The organism is Stenotrophomonas sp. PS02298 (genome assembly GCF_029959445.1).
Lineage (GTDB): Bacteria > Pseudomonadota > Gammaproteobacteria > Xanthomonadales > Xanthomonadaceae > Stenotrophomonas.
In genome coordinates, this window is record NZ_JASCOR010000110.1 from 1 (window position 1) to 15,595 (window position 15,595).

The 15,595-nt window shown below is 64.9% G+C and carries 9 protein-coding genes; 5 read left to right on the top strand and 4 right to left on the bottom strand.

Going from position 1 to position 15,595, the window contains the following annotated elements; genetic code table 11:
* Positions 1 to 122: 122 nt before the first annotated feature.
* The 4 genes from QMX78_RS15070 to QMX78_RS15085 all read left to right on the top strand — a co-directional run bounded on the left by QMX78_RS15070 (position 123) and on the right by QMX78_RS15085 (position 11,359).
* The gene (locus QMX78_RS15070; RefSeq protein WP_282270970.1) at positions 123 to 8,999 is read left to right on the top strand and encodes a putative Ig domain-containing protein; all 8,877 of its coding nucleotides are present in this window, start codon (positions 123 to 125) and stop codon (positions 8,997 to 8,999) included.
* 334 nt (positions 9,000 to 9,333) lie between these two features.
* Positions 9,334 to 10,038, top strand: coding sequence for a hypothetical protein (locus QMX78_RS15075; protein WP_282270972.1), 705 nt, complete (start codon positions 9,334 to 9,336; stop codon positions 10,036 to 10,038).
* A gap of 203 nt (positions 10,039 to 10,241) precedes the next feature.
* Complete coding sequence (locus tag QMX78_RS15080) at positions 10,242 to 10,517, top strand: hypothetical protein (RefSeq protein ID WP_282270974.1); 276 nt, start codon at positions 10,242 to 10,244, stop codon at positions 10,515 to 10,517.
* A gap of 164 nt (positions 10,518 to 10,681) precedes the next feature.
* Positions 10,682 to 11,359: a hypothetical protein gene (locus QMX78_RS15085; RefSeq protein ID WP_282270975.1), complete on the top strand. Its 678-nt coding sequence runs from the start codon at positions 10,682 to 10,684 to the stop codon at positions 11,357 to 11,359.
* Positions 11,360 to 11,415: 56 nt separating this feature from the next.
* Here QMX78_RS15085 and QMX78_RS15090 read toward each other — a convergent pair whose 3' ends face one another.
* The 4 genes from QMX78_RS15090 to QMX78_RS15105 all read right to left on the bottom strand — a co-directional run bounded on the left by QMX78_RS15090 (position 11,416) and on the right by QMX78_RS15105 (position 14,828).
* On the bottom strand, positions 11,416 to 11,544 hold the full coding sequence (locus QMX78_RS15090) for a hypothetical protein (RefSeq protein WP_282270976.1): 129 nt from the start codon (positions 11,542 to 11,544) through the stop codon (positions 11,416 to 11,418).
* A 171-nt stretch (positions 11,545 to 11,715) separates the two neighbouring features.
* Positions 11,716 to 12,789, bottom strand: coding sequence for an alpha/beta fold hydrolase (locus QMX78_RS15095; RefSeq protein WP_282270977.1), 1,074 nt, complete (start codon positions 12,787 to 12,789; stop codon positions 11,716 to 11,718).
* A gap of 26 nt (positions 12,790 to 12,815) precedes the next feature.
* On the bottom strand, positions 12,816 to 13,640 hold the full coding sequence (locus QMX78_RS15100; RefSeq protein ID WP_282270979.1) for an AraC family transcriptional regulator: 825 nt from the start codon (positions 13,638 to 13,640) through the stop codon (positions 12,816 to 12,818).
* Between the two features lie 216 nt (positions 13,641 to 13,856).
* On the bottom strand, positions 13,857 to 14,828 hold the full coding sequence (locus QMX78_RS15105) for a LysR family transcriptional regulator (RefSeq protein WP_282270981.1): 972 nt from the start codon (positions 14,826 to 14,828) through the stop codon (positions 13,857 to 13,859).
* Positions 14,829 to 14,920: 92 nt separating this feature from the next.
* Here QMX78_RS15105 and QMX78_RS15110 point away from each other — a divergent pair, with 92 nt between their 5' ends.
* Positions 14,921 to 15,433 (top strand): GNAT family N-acetyltransferase, encoded by a 513-nt coding sequence (locus tag QMX78_RS15110; RefSeq protein ID WP_282270983.1) that lies wholly within the window; start codon positions 14,921 to 14,923, stop codon positions 15,431 to 15,433.
* Positions 15,434 to 15,595: the final 162 nt, after the last annotated feature.

Consider the following 15,595-nt stretch of genomic DNA (forward strand, 5'->3'; position numbering starts at 1 on the left):
GGGGCGGTAGACGGGCGGGCGCGGCAGCGCGGACCGGGCATGGCTCAAGACAGACAATCAGACAGGGGGACGGGCCAGCGCGCACGCGCTGGTCGGCTGTCGCTGTGTCAGGGGGATTGGCAATGGAACTGGCTCGCACGCACGTGCTTGTTGCAAAGGATCGCGGTATTCCGGGCGCTTGGACGTCCTGGCTCCTGCTTGGGGTGATGCTTATCGTCGGCTGGCTCCTGCCCGCCGCCGCGGCGCAGGCGGCCCCGTCTCCTTATTGCCCGACACTGAGCTACACGGTGCCCTACGGCAGCTTCCAGACGCAGGACATCGGCTACTGCGACGGCGGCACCTTCATTGGCGTCGGCCCGGTAAAAGTCCCTCCGCAACATGGCACGGTGAGTTTCAGCGCCTTCTCCGATTATGTGACCTACACCCATAACGGCACCGGAGCGGACCTCACTGACCAGTTCGTCATCGATGACAGCAATGGTGGCGACATCACCATCAATGTCACCATCCAGCCACCGGCCAGCGCCATCACGATTTCGCCTGGCGCATTGACCGGCCTCAAGGTTGGCGTGCCGTATTCACAGCAGTTATCCGCCTCCGGTGGCGACGGCAATTACACCTATGCCGTCACCGCGGGCAGCATCCCGGGCCTGACACTGTCCCCCAGTGGCCTGCTTAGCGGTACGCCCAGCAGCCGTGCGACCACGTCGATCACGGTGCAGGTCACCGACGGCACCAATGAAACCACTTCCAAGACCTATTCGGCGTCGCCAGCAAATCCGACGATCACGGTCAATCCGCTGACTGGCGCTGCTGTGGGTGTGTCATATACGCGCCAGGTGACGGCCAGCGGCGGTATTGCACCGTATACGATCGTCTACATTTCCGGCACCACCCCGCCCGGCACCGCGATGAGCGGCAGCGTGCTGTCCGGTACGCCGACGGCAGTCGGGACGTACTCCTTCCAGGTCCAGGTCACGGACAGCAGCGGCGGAACGTTCCCCTACAGCGTCGCGCTGCCGACCAGCGCCACGGTGGTCACGCCGCCGACCATCACGATCGCACCGACAATGGTGACCAATGGCCGCGTGGGGACGGCCTATTTGCAGACCATCACGGCCACCGGCGGCACCGCACCGTATACCTATGCCGTGAGTGCCGGCGCGTTGCCGCTCGGCGTGACGTTGAATACCGCAAGCGGGACGCTGTCCGGGACGCCGACGGAAGCGGGCTTCTTCAGCTTCACCATCAGCGCCACCGATGCCGACACGTTTGTCGGGACCCGCATGTACACGATGTCGGTGGCCCCGCCGGTCATCCTGCTTGCGCCGACGCCCAACAACGAGTTGACCTGGACAGGGGAGCTGTTCAACCTGCCGTTCAGCGCAAGTGGTGGCCTTGCACCCTACACTTATGCGATCACCTCCGGCACGCTGCCGGCAGGAGTGACACTGACGGCGCAGGGTGTCCTCGGTGGCACGCCGACCCAGTCGGGCAGCTTCCCGCTGCAACTGACCGTGACCAGCAGCGGTACTGGCGTTGGTGCTCCGTTCACCCAATCGCACTACTTCGTCCTCACGGTGGACCCGCCGACCATCACCTTCAACGGTGCGACATTGGCGCAGGCGACCCAGGATGCGAGCTATACCGCGTCGGTCACCGCAGCCAGTGGCGGCATCGCGCCGTACACCTATACAACGCCCGCCGATGGATTGCCGCCAGGCATACTGCTCAATGCAACGACCGGCGCCTTCAGTGGCACGCCGACGACGCCCGGGACCTATTCTTTTACCGTGCAGGCGACCGATTCCACAACCGGCACCGGGCCGTACGCGGCGGCCGCGACGTACTCGATCACGGTGGCCAGCGCCGCCCCGGTCGCCAACGACTCCAGCCTGGTCGTGCCCTATGGCGCGGGCCCGACCACCGTGCCACTGAACCTGAGCGGGGGCGTGGCGGACAGCCTGACCATCACCACGGCGCCGACGCACGGCATCCTGGACGTCACGGGAACTTCGGTCACCTACACGCCTGCATCGAACTATGGTGGGCCTGACAACTTCAGCTATACCGCGACAAACGTGGCAGGGACATCGTCTGTTGCAACGGTCTCTATCACCGTCAGCGGGCCGGCGCTCTCCATGACGTTCTCGGGGCTGACCGGTATCAAGGTCGGCACTCCGGCCACCATCGTGGGCACGTTTGCCGGAGGGACCGAGCCGTACAGCGATATCACCGTCACCGGTCTGCCCGCGGGCTTGGCCATGACGAGCACAGGCAACCGCAGCGTCACCATCACCGGAACGCCCACTGAGTCCGGCGCCTTCATGCTGATCGTGAACGCACGGGACGCCAGTGTCGGCAACGGGCCGTATCCCATCCACAGCAACGAGCCATTGTCGGTAGCCCCGGCCACGCTGTCCCCTACAGTGCCCGCGGGAACATTTAGCGTCCAGTACGGACAGCAGCTGGACCTGGAGTTCCCGGTCACCGGCGGTATCGCGCCGTACACGTACACTTTCCTCGGCACACTGCCGGCGGGCGTGTCGGTGGATGGTGGCTGGCTGCGCGGTGTGCCCACGCAGGTGGGTCTCTACATCGTCACGGTAACCGCGGAGGACTCCAGCACGGGCGCCAGTTCGCCGGCAACACTGACCACCAGCTACAGCCTGTCCGTCAGTCCCCCGACGATCTCCGTTGGCCCCGCGCTGGCTCCGCTCGCCAGCGCGGGCACAGCATACGGCGCCCAGTTCACCGCCAGCGGTGGCATCGCGCCTTACAGCTTTGCGGTGACGAACGGCGCGCTTCCAGCCGGCGTAGCCCTGCAGGCAGATGGCAGCACGATTGGCGCGCCGACCGCCAGTGGCACCTTCTCTTTCACGATCACCACCACGGATGCCAACGGGCAGACCGGTGCGCGTGCCTACACACTGACGGTTGCTGCGCCGACGCTGACGCTGTCGCCGGCCGCTGGTGCACTTCCGGGTGCAACCGCTGCGACTGCCTACAGCCAGACGTTCGTCGCCACGGGCGGTACGCCGGCCCATACGTACAGCCTGGGCAGTGGTGCGCTTCCGGACGGCCTGACGCTATCTTCCAACGGCGTGCTGTCCGGAACGCCGACCCGCAGCGGCGCGTTCAATTTCACGCTGACAGCTGTCGATTCCACCAGTGGTACGGCGGGATCCGTGACGGAGAGCTATTCGCTGGTGGTCGCGGCGCCGACGTTGGCGGTGACGCCACTGGTGCTGGTGGACGGCACAGCATCGTCGTCTTACACGCAGACGCTGTCTGCGAGCGGCGGCATCGCACCGTATGGCTTCACGCTGGTGGCCGGACGGCTGCCGGACGGCATCACGCTGTCGCCGACCGGTGACCTTTCTGGTACGTCGACGGAGGCGGGAAGCTTCTCGTTCACGGTGCGGGTCGAAGACAGCACCAGCGGTTCGCCGGGCGTCCTGCTGCAGCCCTATACGCTGCAGATCGCCGCGCCGACACTTACGCTCTCGCCGGCTGCCGGCGCGTTGCCAAGCGGTACGTCGGGCACGGCATACTCCCAGAACCTAAGCGCTGCCGGTGGCCAGGCACCGTATGCCTACGCCATCGCATCGGGCACGTTGCCCGGTGGCGTCACGCTGTCCGCCGGTGGTGTGCTCTCAGGCACGCCGACCAGCAGCGGCACCTTCAGCTTCTCGGTGCGTGCGACGGACAGCACCGGCGGAACTGCCGGCGAGGTCGTCGAGAGCTACACGCTGGGCGTGGTGCCAGGGGCGCTGAGCATCGCGCCGCCTGCCGGCATGCTGCCGCCGGCGATGGCGGCGCTCACTTACACGCAAGCGCTGACGGCAAGCGGCGGCGTCGCCCCGTACACCTTCAGTCTGGTCGCGGGTGCTCTGCCAGCCGGGATCACTCTGGCCGCGGACGGCACGCTCAGTGGCGTGCCCACCGCAGAAGGCAGTTTCAACCTGATCATCGAGGCGCGCGACAGCACCACCGGAACCGCGGCGTTGGCGATCCAGCCGTACATCCTGTCGGTGGGGGCGCCCGCGCTGGCAGTGACGCCGGCAGCCGGCCCGCTGCCGGCCGGCGTGGCTGGGACGGCCTATCAGTTGGATCTGGTGGGGTCGGGCGGTAATGCGCCGTATGACTTCAGCGTGGTAGGCGGTGCATTCCCGTCCGGTTTGACCCTGTCGCCCACCGGCACGGTGTCCGGTGTGTCGACCGTCTCCGGCATCTTCCTGGTGAACGTGCAGATGCGCGACAGCACCACAGACGGCACGGCGTTCATCAACACGACGTATACGTTGAGCATGGGCACGCCGACGCTGTCCGTCGCGCCTGCGGCTGGCCCGCTGCCTGCGGCGGCGGCCGGGACGGCGTACCAGCAGACGATCACAGCCAGTGGTGGCGTGGCGCCGTACGTCTATGAGGTGCTCGGTGGCGCGCTGCCGGCCGGCCTGACCCTGGATACGGCGGGTAACCTGAGCGGCACCCCGACGGAGTCCGGCACCTTCAACTTCACCGTGCGCGCAAGCGACAGCACCAGCGGCGGCGTGGCACAGATCGACGTGTCCTACGTACTGCAGGTGTCCGCACCGACCCTGGTGCTGGCGCCGGCGGCCGGTGCGCTGCAGGCGGGTACGGCCGCGACGGCCTACCAGCAGAGCTTCACGACCACGGGCGGCATCGCGCCGTACAGCTATTCCATCGCCAGTGGCGCGCTGCCGAGCGGCCTGACGCTTGATCCAGGCGGCAACCTGTCGGGCACGCCGACGGCCTCGGGCACGTTCGCGTTCAGCGTGCAGGTCATGGACACCACCACCGGCACCCCGGCGGCACTGAGCCAGGCCTACACGCTGACCATCGCGGCACCGACGCTAAGTCTGGCCCCCGCGGCGGGTGCGTTGCCGGGTGGGACGGCGGGTGCTGCTTACTCGCAGACCTTCACGGCAACGGATGGCGTGGCGCCCTACACCTACGCGATCACGGCCGGTGCACTGCCGGCAGGCGTGACCCTGTCTACCGGAGGCGTGCTCTCGGGGACGCCGACCGTGGCGGGCAGCTTCGCGTTCACCGTGCAGGCGACCGACAGCACCAGCGGCACGCAGGCAATGATCGTGCAGGCTTACACGCTTGAGATCGCGGCGCCGACGCTGACGCTCTCGCCTGCGGCCGGTGCGCTGCCGCTGGCGACGGTGGGGGCGGGCTATACGCAGACCTTCATCGCTGACGGCGGCCAGGCTCCTTATGCCTACGCGCTGACGGCCGGCACGCTGCCGACCGGCATCACGCTCGCCGCGGACGGCACCCTGAGCGGCACCGCGCAGGTTGCTGGCAACTTCAGCTTCACCGTGCAGGCCACCGACAGCACGGGCGGTACGCCCGCGACGATCAGCCAGGCCTACACGCTGCAGGTGGTCCCGCCGACGCTAGTGCTCGCACCGGCCGCCGGCACGCTGCCGCCTGCCGTGTCGGGCGTGGTGTATGCGCAGACCTTCAGCACCACCGGAGGCGCGGCGCCCTACATCTATGCTGTGGCTGCTGGCGCACTGCCGGCGGGCCTGACGCTGTCCGCCGCCGGCGAACTGGAAGGCACCCCGACGGCTGCAGGGACGTTCAACTTCACCGTGCAGGTGTCCGACAGCACGGTCGGCGGTGTCGGCATGCAAAGTCAGGCGTACACCCTGGCGGTGTCCTCCGGCACGCTGGTGCTCGCGCCGACGGCCGGCGCACTGCCGGGCGCGGTGGCCGGGACCAGCTACCAGCAGGACTTCACTGTGACCGGTGGCGTAGCTCCGTACAGCCACAGCGTGACCGCCGGTGCACTGCCGGCCGGCCTGACGCTGTCGGCCGGTGGCACGCTGAGCGGCACGCCGACCAGCAGTGGCACCTTCATTTTCACCATCACGGCGGTGGACAGCACCACCGGTACCCCGGCACAGGTAAGCCAGAGCTACACGCTGCAGGTGGCTGCACCGACGCTGTTGCTTGTCCCGGCATCCGGTGCGTTGCCGACGGCCGTGGCAGGCACGGCGTACAGCCAGAGCTTCGTCGCCACCGGTGGCGCGGCACCGTACAGCTACGCCGTCATCGCCGGTGCATTGCCTGGCGGGCTGTCGCTGGCGACTGACGGCACGCTGGCGGGCACGCCGGTCTCCGTGGGCACGTTCAACATCACCATCAGCGTCACCGACAGTACGAGTGGCACGCCTGCCACGCTCACCCAGGCCTACAGTCTGGAAGTGACCGCGCCAGCCCTGGCGCTGGCTCCGGCCGCCGGTGCGCTGCCGACGGCAACCGCAGGCACGACGTACGCCCAGACGTTCTCGGGCAGTGGTGGCATCGCGCCGTACAGCTACGCCGTGACCGCCGGCAGTCTGCCGACGGGGCTGACGCTGTCTACCAGCGGCGAGCTGAGTGGTGTTGCGACGGCGGCAGGCACGTACAACGTGACCGTCACCGTGACCGACAGCACCGGTGGTACGCCCACCACACTGAGCCAGGCCTACACGCTGACCGTCTCGGTGCCGGCGCTGACCCTGGCGCCCGCAGCCGGGGCGCTCCCGTCGGGTGTGGCGGGGGTTGCCTACACCGCGACCTTCGCGGCGGATGGCGGCATCGCACCCTATGCCTACACCATTGCCAGCGGGGCACTGCCGGCGGGTCTGACGTTGGCGGCCGACGGCACGCTGTCGGGCACGCCGACGGTCTCGGGCAGCTTCAATGTGTCCATCCGTGCCACCGACAGCACCACGGGAACTACTGCGCAGATCGTGCAGGCCTACAGCCTGCAGATCACCGCACCGCTGATCACGGTGGTTCCGACAGCGCTGGCAGATGCCACGCGCGGCACGGCCTATACCGTTGAATTCAGTGCCAGCGGGGGCTCGAGCGGGTATACGTTCGCGATCGGCTCGGGCACCGTCCCGGCCGGGTTGACGATGTCGGCGGCAGGCAACCTCTCCGGCACGCCGACGGCGGCGGGCACCTCGACGTTTGATGTCGTGGCAACCGACAACCTTGGCTTCACCGGCGCTGTGACCGTCACCCTCGAGGTCATCGAAAGCGTGCCGGTCGCCGTGGCTGATGCGGCCACCACGCTGGCACAGCAGCCGGTGACGGTCGCTGTGACCGGCAACGACACGGGGGTGATCACCAGCATCACCATCGTGCAGGTACCGACCAACGGTACGGCTGTGGTCAACGGGCTGGATGTCGTCTACACCCCTGGCCAGGGCTATGCGGGCACCGACACCCTGCGCTACACCGCGACGGGTCCGGGCGGCAGCTCGCAGCCTGCAACAGTAACCATCACAGTCGTCGCGCTGCCGGTGCCGGTGGTGGCCGACCAGGCTGTCACCGTACTGGCAGGCAGCGCAGTCCGCATCGATGCGACCGCCGGCGCCAGCGGTGGGCCGTTCACCACGGTGACCGTGGTCGAGCAGCCGGCCGAGGGCACGGTGGTGGTCGATGGCACCAGCCTGGTGTATACCGCACCCGCCACAGCTAACGGAACGGTAATGCTGCGCTACACGCTCAGCAACGCGTTCGGTCCGTCGGCTACGGCCACGGCAACCATCACCGTCAATCCGTTGCCGCAGGCCCAGCCGCAGCAGCGTGATGTGATTGCCGGTGGCAGCGTGCAGGTGGATCTGACCGCCGGTGCGACCGGTGGTCCGTTCACCGCAGCCAACGTGATCGCGCTGAGTCCGTCCACGGCGGGTGAGGTCCGGTTGGAGCAGAGCGGTCAGGCATGGTTGCTGACGTTCACCCCGTCGCTGGAGTTCGCAGGCGTGGCGACCGTGAGCTTCACGCTGAGCAACGCCTACGCAACCTCTGCGCAGGCGCTGGTGAGCTTCAATGTGACACCGCGCAGCGACCCGTCGAAGGACGCGGAAGTGCTGGGCATGCTGGACGCCCAGGCTGCCACCACGCGTCGTTTTGCGACCTCGCAGATCGGAAACTTCCAGCAGCGCCTTGAGCGGCTGCATGGGGCAGGCGAGGGCGGCAGCAGCTTCCAGAACGGGATCGGCTTCCAGGTCGACCGCAACTGCGGGCCGGGACGCGGGACTGTCATCGGGGATCCGTGCCGGGTGCCGGCCGTCAGCGACGAGTCGGTCGGCTACAGCGAGCCGCTGCCGTACACCCGCGACACCGCCAACACCTCGCTGGGGCTGTGGACGGGCGGCATGATCAGCTCGGGCGCAGCAGATGGCCGTGCCGGCCGCGAGGGACTCGATTTCGAGACCAGCGGCGTCAGTGCAGGTGCGGACTACAGGGTGTCGCCGTCGTTCGCGATCGGCGCAGGCGTTGGCTACGGCCAGGACCGCACCGACGTGGGCGACAATGGCACGCGCACGGACGGCGATGCGTACACGATGGCCGCCTACGCCAGCTGGCACCCAGGCCGCCACCTGTTCGTCGACTGGCTGGCCGGTTATCAGCTGCTGGGCTTCGAGAACCGCCGTTACGTGACCGACACCGGTGCAATGGTGCAAGGCAAGCGCGACGGTACGCAGTGGTTCGCGTCGGTGTCGGCCGGTGCCGACTTCCAGAAGGACAATTGGCAGTGGTCGCCATATGCCCGCCTGGATGCCGCGCGCGCGCAGTTGGATGGCTACACCGAGACCGGCACCGACAGTGGCCACGCCTTGGACTTCCATCGCCAGGATGTGGACACCACCACCGTCAGCGCCGGCCTGCGGGTGTCCTTCGCCCACGCCGTGAGCTGGGGCCGCCTGTCGCCGCAACTGCGGATGGAATACCAGCGCGAGCTGGAGGATCCGTCCACGGCCTTCATGCAGTACGCCGACCTGCCGGGTGGGCCGCTGTACCAGGCCGATGTGCGTGGCTTCAAGCGCAACCGCTTCCTGTTCGGTGCGGGCCTGATGCTGGCCGCGGAACGTGACCTGATGGTGCGCCTCGAGTACCGCGGTCTGTTCGGCGACAGCGAGCAGCGCGACAACGGCCTGATGCTCAACATCGAGAAGAAGTACTGATCGGGGACTCCCCGCCTGCTGCAACAACAACGCCCCGCAAGGGGCGTTGTTGTATCCGGCACCATGGTCAGCTCAATCCGATAGCGTGGGGCGTGCCCACCAGGGGGCTGAACGATTCCGCCTGGAACTGGTGACATCGTTCAGCAGGTGATGTGATGGTCATGGCCGAAGGATCAAAGGTCGCAGACCACGAGCTCAAGGATCTGAAATAGAATCTGGACGATAGACCCGCAGGGGCCCAATGTTTGAAATAGACCTGCCACGGACGAGTTCGATTTCAACGGTGGATTCCCGCGAATAGCCATCAACGCAGAATTCTCCAGGGGCGTGAACGATGACCAAGCGGAAAATTTGGGCGCCATGTGCTCCTCCGCGCATTGCTCGAATCATTCACCACGCACTAGTAGCCTGCATTCTGTTGATGGCGTCGGCCTCACCGACAGAGGCTGTGGAGCCGGCATCTTCGGAAAAATGCTCCAATCCGGCCTTCGTTCTTGAGACGTTTCGTGCAGATGAATTGTCCACAAAAGTGCAAAGTAGTCTGCACGTTGCAAGTGACTACATTGCAAAAGTATCGGCACTGGAGATATCAAGCTCATGCGGCCAGTATCTGACGAGCTTTCGAGGTTCCAGCTATAGGTTCTCGACAGGCGTGGTAATCGGGCCAAACCGTGCCTCAAGCGAACTTGAAGCCAGAAGCGTAGACGTCCCGCAGGGACGAACGTTGTCAATAATCGAAGACGGAGGCATCTATTCCAGCGAGGAGAGAATCGCCGCTGCACGCGATGGCAGCTCAGTCGACCTTTTCTTGTCGAGCAGCGATGGCCAGTCGGAAGTCTCCATCATCACCACGACGAGCTCAGGCGCTGCCAACCGGTTGGTGCTACTGAACTCTGACACGACTATCCGATCTGTTGGCTGGATAGGTTCAGTGCATGGCGACCAGGGCGGTCTCTATGTCCTTGAAGAAGGTTCCAGACTGGTTGGGCATATGTACGTTCTCAAGGTCGCATCCGCGCTTGGAGAGGCCGCGCCTTGACCGGAAGTGGTCTGCGCAAGTAGCCACTTTCCACAGTCGTTCTCACTGGGAGTACCCGTGGAGTGAAGCTGCTCCCAAGCTCGCTTCGATCGACGGTAATACAGGAAGCCCGCCAGCGAGACCTTGCAATATAGCCACGGCACGCAGTAATTCGCGCGAAGGTCCGGATGGCTCGTGTGGCAGGCAGACTTGGATCCGTTTCCATGGCCAAAGCCCAAACGGCTGAAACCGTCGATTACGTCCAACGCATTGCAGAGCGCAATGGGCATGAAACAGACCGACCATCTGTCGTTGATGTTATCGATCGCAATCTTCAACGCGCGGTCCACCATCGCCAGCTCGGCGTACATCCTTTTTTACATGGTGCGGTCGGCCTCGACCTCGCAATGCTTTTGCACGTCCGACGCTCCCATGCCGTACTTGGACTTCCATCCGTAGTAGTCGCACCTCTGCCGACTGACCGTGCCCACGAATATTGACACGCTGGCGGGCGGACGGAAGTATGAGGCTGCGTCTGCATCAAAGCTTCGCGACCAAGCAGTCTGATAACCCGGCTATGATCTACTGCAAATCCAGCCAATGAAGGCAAGGGGGGCGGGTGCAAGAGCTTGTACTCAAGTTAGCAGGAAGCTTCGGCCACAGCATGGCCGGCGAGATCATCGTCGTGTTGGCTTTGCTGCTGCTTGTACTGTTCAAGGGCCTTTACTCGCTCAACAGTGATCGAGCGAAAGCCAGGCAGGAGTTCCTGCAGCTCTGGGACTTCGAGCGCGCGAAGCGCGATCATCTCTGGTGCGAGGTATTGATTCGCCACTACTGCCGCGAGTACCTGCCGGCGCGGATCATCATCAACGTAGCTTCAAACTCCCAAGTCGCAGATACGCTGTGGGCCTTGAGCCACTCGGCGAAATTCTTCCAGCTGGACGATGGTTTGGTTCGGTGGAAGAACGAACGTCACGCAAAGGCGCTACACGCGTGGTTCGGCATCGTCGTTGGTTTTGGACTCTATTTCCTGTTGGCAATGGCCGCGCTGCTTTTGCTGTTGTTGAGCTACCGAGGTCGCGCTACGGCTTCGGGCGCTGAGCTGGTGATGATGGTGTTTGTTGGGTTGTTTCTTGGCGGTCTCGCCATCAAGGCCCTGGACTACGGTTTCGGACTGGCGAGCGCGCGCAAGAACTTCGCCAAGGTCCAGAGGATGCAGCCCTCATTGGTGCCGGAGCCAGTGGACGAGCCTAAATCTGTAGCAACCAACAAACCATCCAAGGTGCGTGGACGGCGGAGGGCGGGGCGACGACCAGCGCCTCAGCCCAAAGATGGGCGGTGAGGCGGTCAGAGGTGCGGTTCGGCCGCTAAACAGAGGAAGGTTGTGGTACCAACAAGTCAACAGCCAGGCTGCACTTGGGCGAAGGCGATGAGCTCCAGGCCGCCGCTGGCAGCAAGCAACAACGCGCCCTGTGGCGGAATGGACTCGGCCTGGTGGATATGGGCGATGCGATGCAGTGTCGCCACGCAAGGAATCTAGCTTTGGGTGGTGTACCGATAGCTACAGCGCATAAAAGAGCCCATGAACGTCAACATGGATGCTCAACCCGCGTGGGCACTTTTATGTGAAACACGGATTGCTCCACCTGTCAGGTACGCAATGCGGGCAATGGTCCAAGCGCAGCTCCGGGTTTGCAGCTACCGAAACGCGGAATCGAACAGCGACCTGGCCTGCTGGATCGTTGCCTGATGCGTAGCCTGCTTGTCGGCATTCACCTCGCACAGCTTACCTAGCCGCTCACGGCCCAGTTCCGTGCAGTCCGCAAGGAAGTCGTAGTGACCTACCAAGGGGAGTACCTGAAGTCGCGTTTTGTCATTCGCCTTGGCAATGACCTTGCTGTTGCTGGCGGGCGCGGCAATCGCATCGGACTCACCCACAACCACCGACAGCGGAGCCTCCAACCGTGCAAGCTCATCCGGCTCGAACGCCTGCACGATTGCCGGTGCCATCAAGAACACAGCACGAACGATTGGAATTCGGCGATCCTCCGCCGACCTGGCCACCCAAGGAGCCAGCTCCGGCATAGCGGCCGCCGCCATCCGCCGCTCCAGGGTCATTTCCGGATTCTCGGCCTGGGGCATGCATACCCCATCCTTCGGCGATGTTTGGCAGAAGGCAGCCAACCGGGACATGTGCGGCCGCGCGCCAGCAGCCACCAATGCGGTGAACCCACCGGCCGAGTATCCCACCAGCCCCAGCCGGCTGGGATCCACATGCGCAGCCAGCACGGGGTCGGCCTGCACTGCAGCCAATGCCACAGCGAGATCATCGGCCCGGTTCCACACCAGAATACTTCCGGCTTCGGTCATCGCGTCCACACCGTTGTTGCCGGGATGGTCCACCGCGACCACTACATATCCCGATTGCGCCAGGGCGGTGCCGAACCAGCCCATCATGCGGGCACTGCCGCCGTTGCCGTGTGACAGCAGCAGTACGGGCCAGCGGCCCGGCGCAACGGGGGCATCGACCGCAGAAGAGCCCGCCAGGAACAGCGGCGCACCCGGCGGCCCGATCTCCAGAGCTTTCTGTTGTACACCTGGCTGCGCCGGATACCACACGGTGTACCGCACCTGGTCGCTTTGCCCGGCATCGCGGACTGCTGCGCTGGGCGTGTGCGCGACGCCATGAGTTTCGCCAACAGCGGGCGAGGGCGCAGCCGCCCATGACAGCGGTGCGAACAGACAGCTCAGCAGGAAGAATGTGTAGGGCACTACTCGCACGAACGGGTCTCCTTGGATCAACTCAGGTCGGACAGCGGCAGCCAGATCTCCACGCCGCCGTTTCCGGTGCGGTCATCGAAGCGGGTGTCATAGCGTTCAAAGTCGGGTGCGTCGGCGAGGCTCAGGCCGGAGCGGGGCAGGTAGTCGTTCAACAGCCAGTACCAGGTGGAGCGGATGGTCGAGATGTGGCCCGCATGCCACGCCACCAGATAGTCACCGGCCGGAATGGAGACGGCATGCCACGCCGAAGGCATGGCGGCGTTCGCACCGATCTCCATGCCGGCGATGTAGTCGAACGCACCCTCGCCATCGCGGTTGCAGCAGACCCCGAAGGCAATGTCCTTGCCCAGCTCCCGGGTCAGCGCCAACTGCTGCCATTGCGAGGGAATGGACGCCACGGTAGCGGCGGTGTGGCGGGCGCGGATGCCTGCCACACGCAGCGGACCCTGCCTGCGACGTACCGGTTCCACCTCGCAGGGCAGGGGTGGAGCGTCGAGCTTGATGGCCTCCAATAGCGCTACGCTGTGCAGACCGTTCCGGCGAACGTGTTCCGGGGGCCGCTTGAACTGCTCGGTGAAGGCATTGGTAAAAGCCGCATGCGAGGCATAGCCTGCGGCCAGGGCGACATCCAGGATGGGCTCGCTGCCAGCAGCCAGGGTCCGTGCCGCCTCGGTAAGTCGACGCACACGAAGATAGCGCGCCATCGAGGTCCCGGTACTGACCTGGAACAGGCGTGAGAGGTGGAACGGCGAGAGCTCGACCGCCTCGGCGATCTGGGCCAGCGAGGGGTTCTCGGCAAAGTGGCTTTCGATGTACCACAAGGCCTTGCGTGCCGCACCCATAACGCCTGTTCCGTACCAGTGACTGGGTGGGAGCGTAGCGCAGGGAGGGGGAGGGCGTTTGCGGAATCTTGCTGTTGGTGCGTGGTGTGGGCGAGCTGGGCGAATCGAAGTCAGCGGGTCGCTTTGCCATCCTTTGGCTCGAGGTTGCGACGTACTGACACCGGGTGCTGCGGCTCAATCAATGCAAGCGGCGTCTGCGCAAGTGATAAGGGCGCGTTATCGGGGGTAGGGCCTAGGTTGGCTTTTGGCCTTGGATTCAAGCCCAGCCTCACCCGATTCCACCAGCGCTGATTCGATCATGGCCTTCAGCCAGACGTTCCCTGCAGTGCCGGCATAGCGGCGGTGGTAGAACACCTGGGTGCGGTAACTCGGCGCATTGAAGGGCAGGGCTGCGATCTGCAGTGGCACGCTTCTGGAGAACATTTCGGCAACGCGCCGAGGAACGGTCAGCAGATGGTCGCTGCGCGCGGCGATGAAAGGAGCGGCCAGTACACTCGGCAGGCGCACCGCGATCTCGCGGCGGTGGCCCTCGCGCTGCAGAGCAGCGTCGATGACGCTGGGCTCATCGGCCCACGGTGCCACCACGATGTGACGTTCGGCCAGATACGCCTCCAGGTCGAGCACGGATCGGACGCGCGGGTGGTCGGGACGATGCACGGCAACGTAGGAATCCTCGAAGCAGGTGATCGCTTCGACGCCGCTTGTCCCGCCGCCGGGGTGACTGAAGCCGAGCGCGAAGTGGATACGACCTGCAGCAAGTTCCTCGGCCGCATTGCGATGCTCGGTGTAGTTGATCTCCAGCCGGACCCGTGGCGCCCGTTGGCTAAGTCGTTCGACCAATGTGGGCAGCAGGGCGAAAGCGGTGAAGTCGGTGGCGGCCAGCACAAAGGTCTGGCGACTGGTCTGGGGCTTGAACGGCCCAACCGAGCCCAGGCTGGCGGCAAGTGCCTCCAGCGCTTCGCTGACCCCCGGCGCCAGATGATCTGCGCGCGCGGTGGGCTGCATCCCGGCCCCGTACCGTGCGAACAGGTCGTCCTGCAGCGCATCGCGCAGGCGCTTGAGGGCATGGCTGCAGGCCGACGGGCTGATGGCCAGTTCGTCGGCCGCGCCCACAACCGTACGGTGGCGGTAAAGAGCATCGAACACCCGCAGCAGATTGAGATCAAGGCGACGCGATAGATCATGCATAAAATGCATTCTTTGCTGAAGAAATTGCAGTATGTGCATTAAAGTCCGCACCTACAATCGCCATCGCCCCACTCATATGCAGGTAGACGCCGATGGTCACTCCGCAACTCTCGTTCCGTGAGGCTCGCGCGGCCGACGCCGAACGTTGCTACCAGATAGAAATCTCCGCCTATGAAGGTGACGAGGCCGCGACGCTGGCCAAGATTTCCACACGCATCGCGCAGTACCCCCAGGGCTTTCTGGTGCTGGAAGCCGATGGCACCAACGTCGGCTTCATCAATGCTGGCTGTGCCCACCTAGTCGTCATGTCCGATGAGGCATTCAAGGAACTGATCGGTCATGATCCGGACGCGCCGAACGTGGTCATCATGTCGGTCGTGGTCGACCCTGCGCACCAGGGCAAGGGCTACTCGAAACAGCTGATGACCGTCTTCGTGGAGCGCATGCGCGCGCTCGGCAAAAAGACCATCCACCTGATGTGCAAGGACCGCCACGTGGAGCTGTACCTCCGCATGGGCTATGCCTATGTCAAACCGTCCGAGTCCAGCCACGGCGGTATGGCTTGGCATGAGATGGTGATGGTGCTTCAGGAAACCAGCGCGTAGTTGTCGACTTTGCTGGGGCTCGACCTGTCTGCTTCTGGCCGAGGCTGTGTAAAAACTCCCGGGCGCGGTACTGCCGACGACGATGCAGCCAGTTTGAGCAACCAGCACTGCAGCAAAAGAACGTGATGCTCAGGCTGCGATGGCCCGCACCATGCCCTCGGT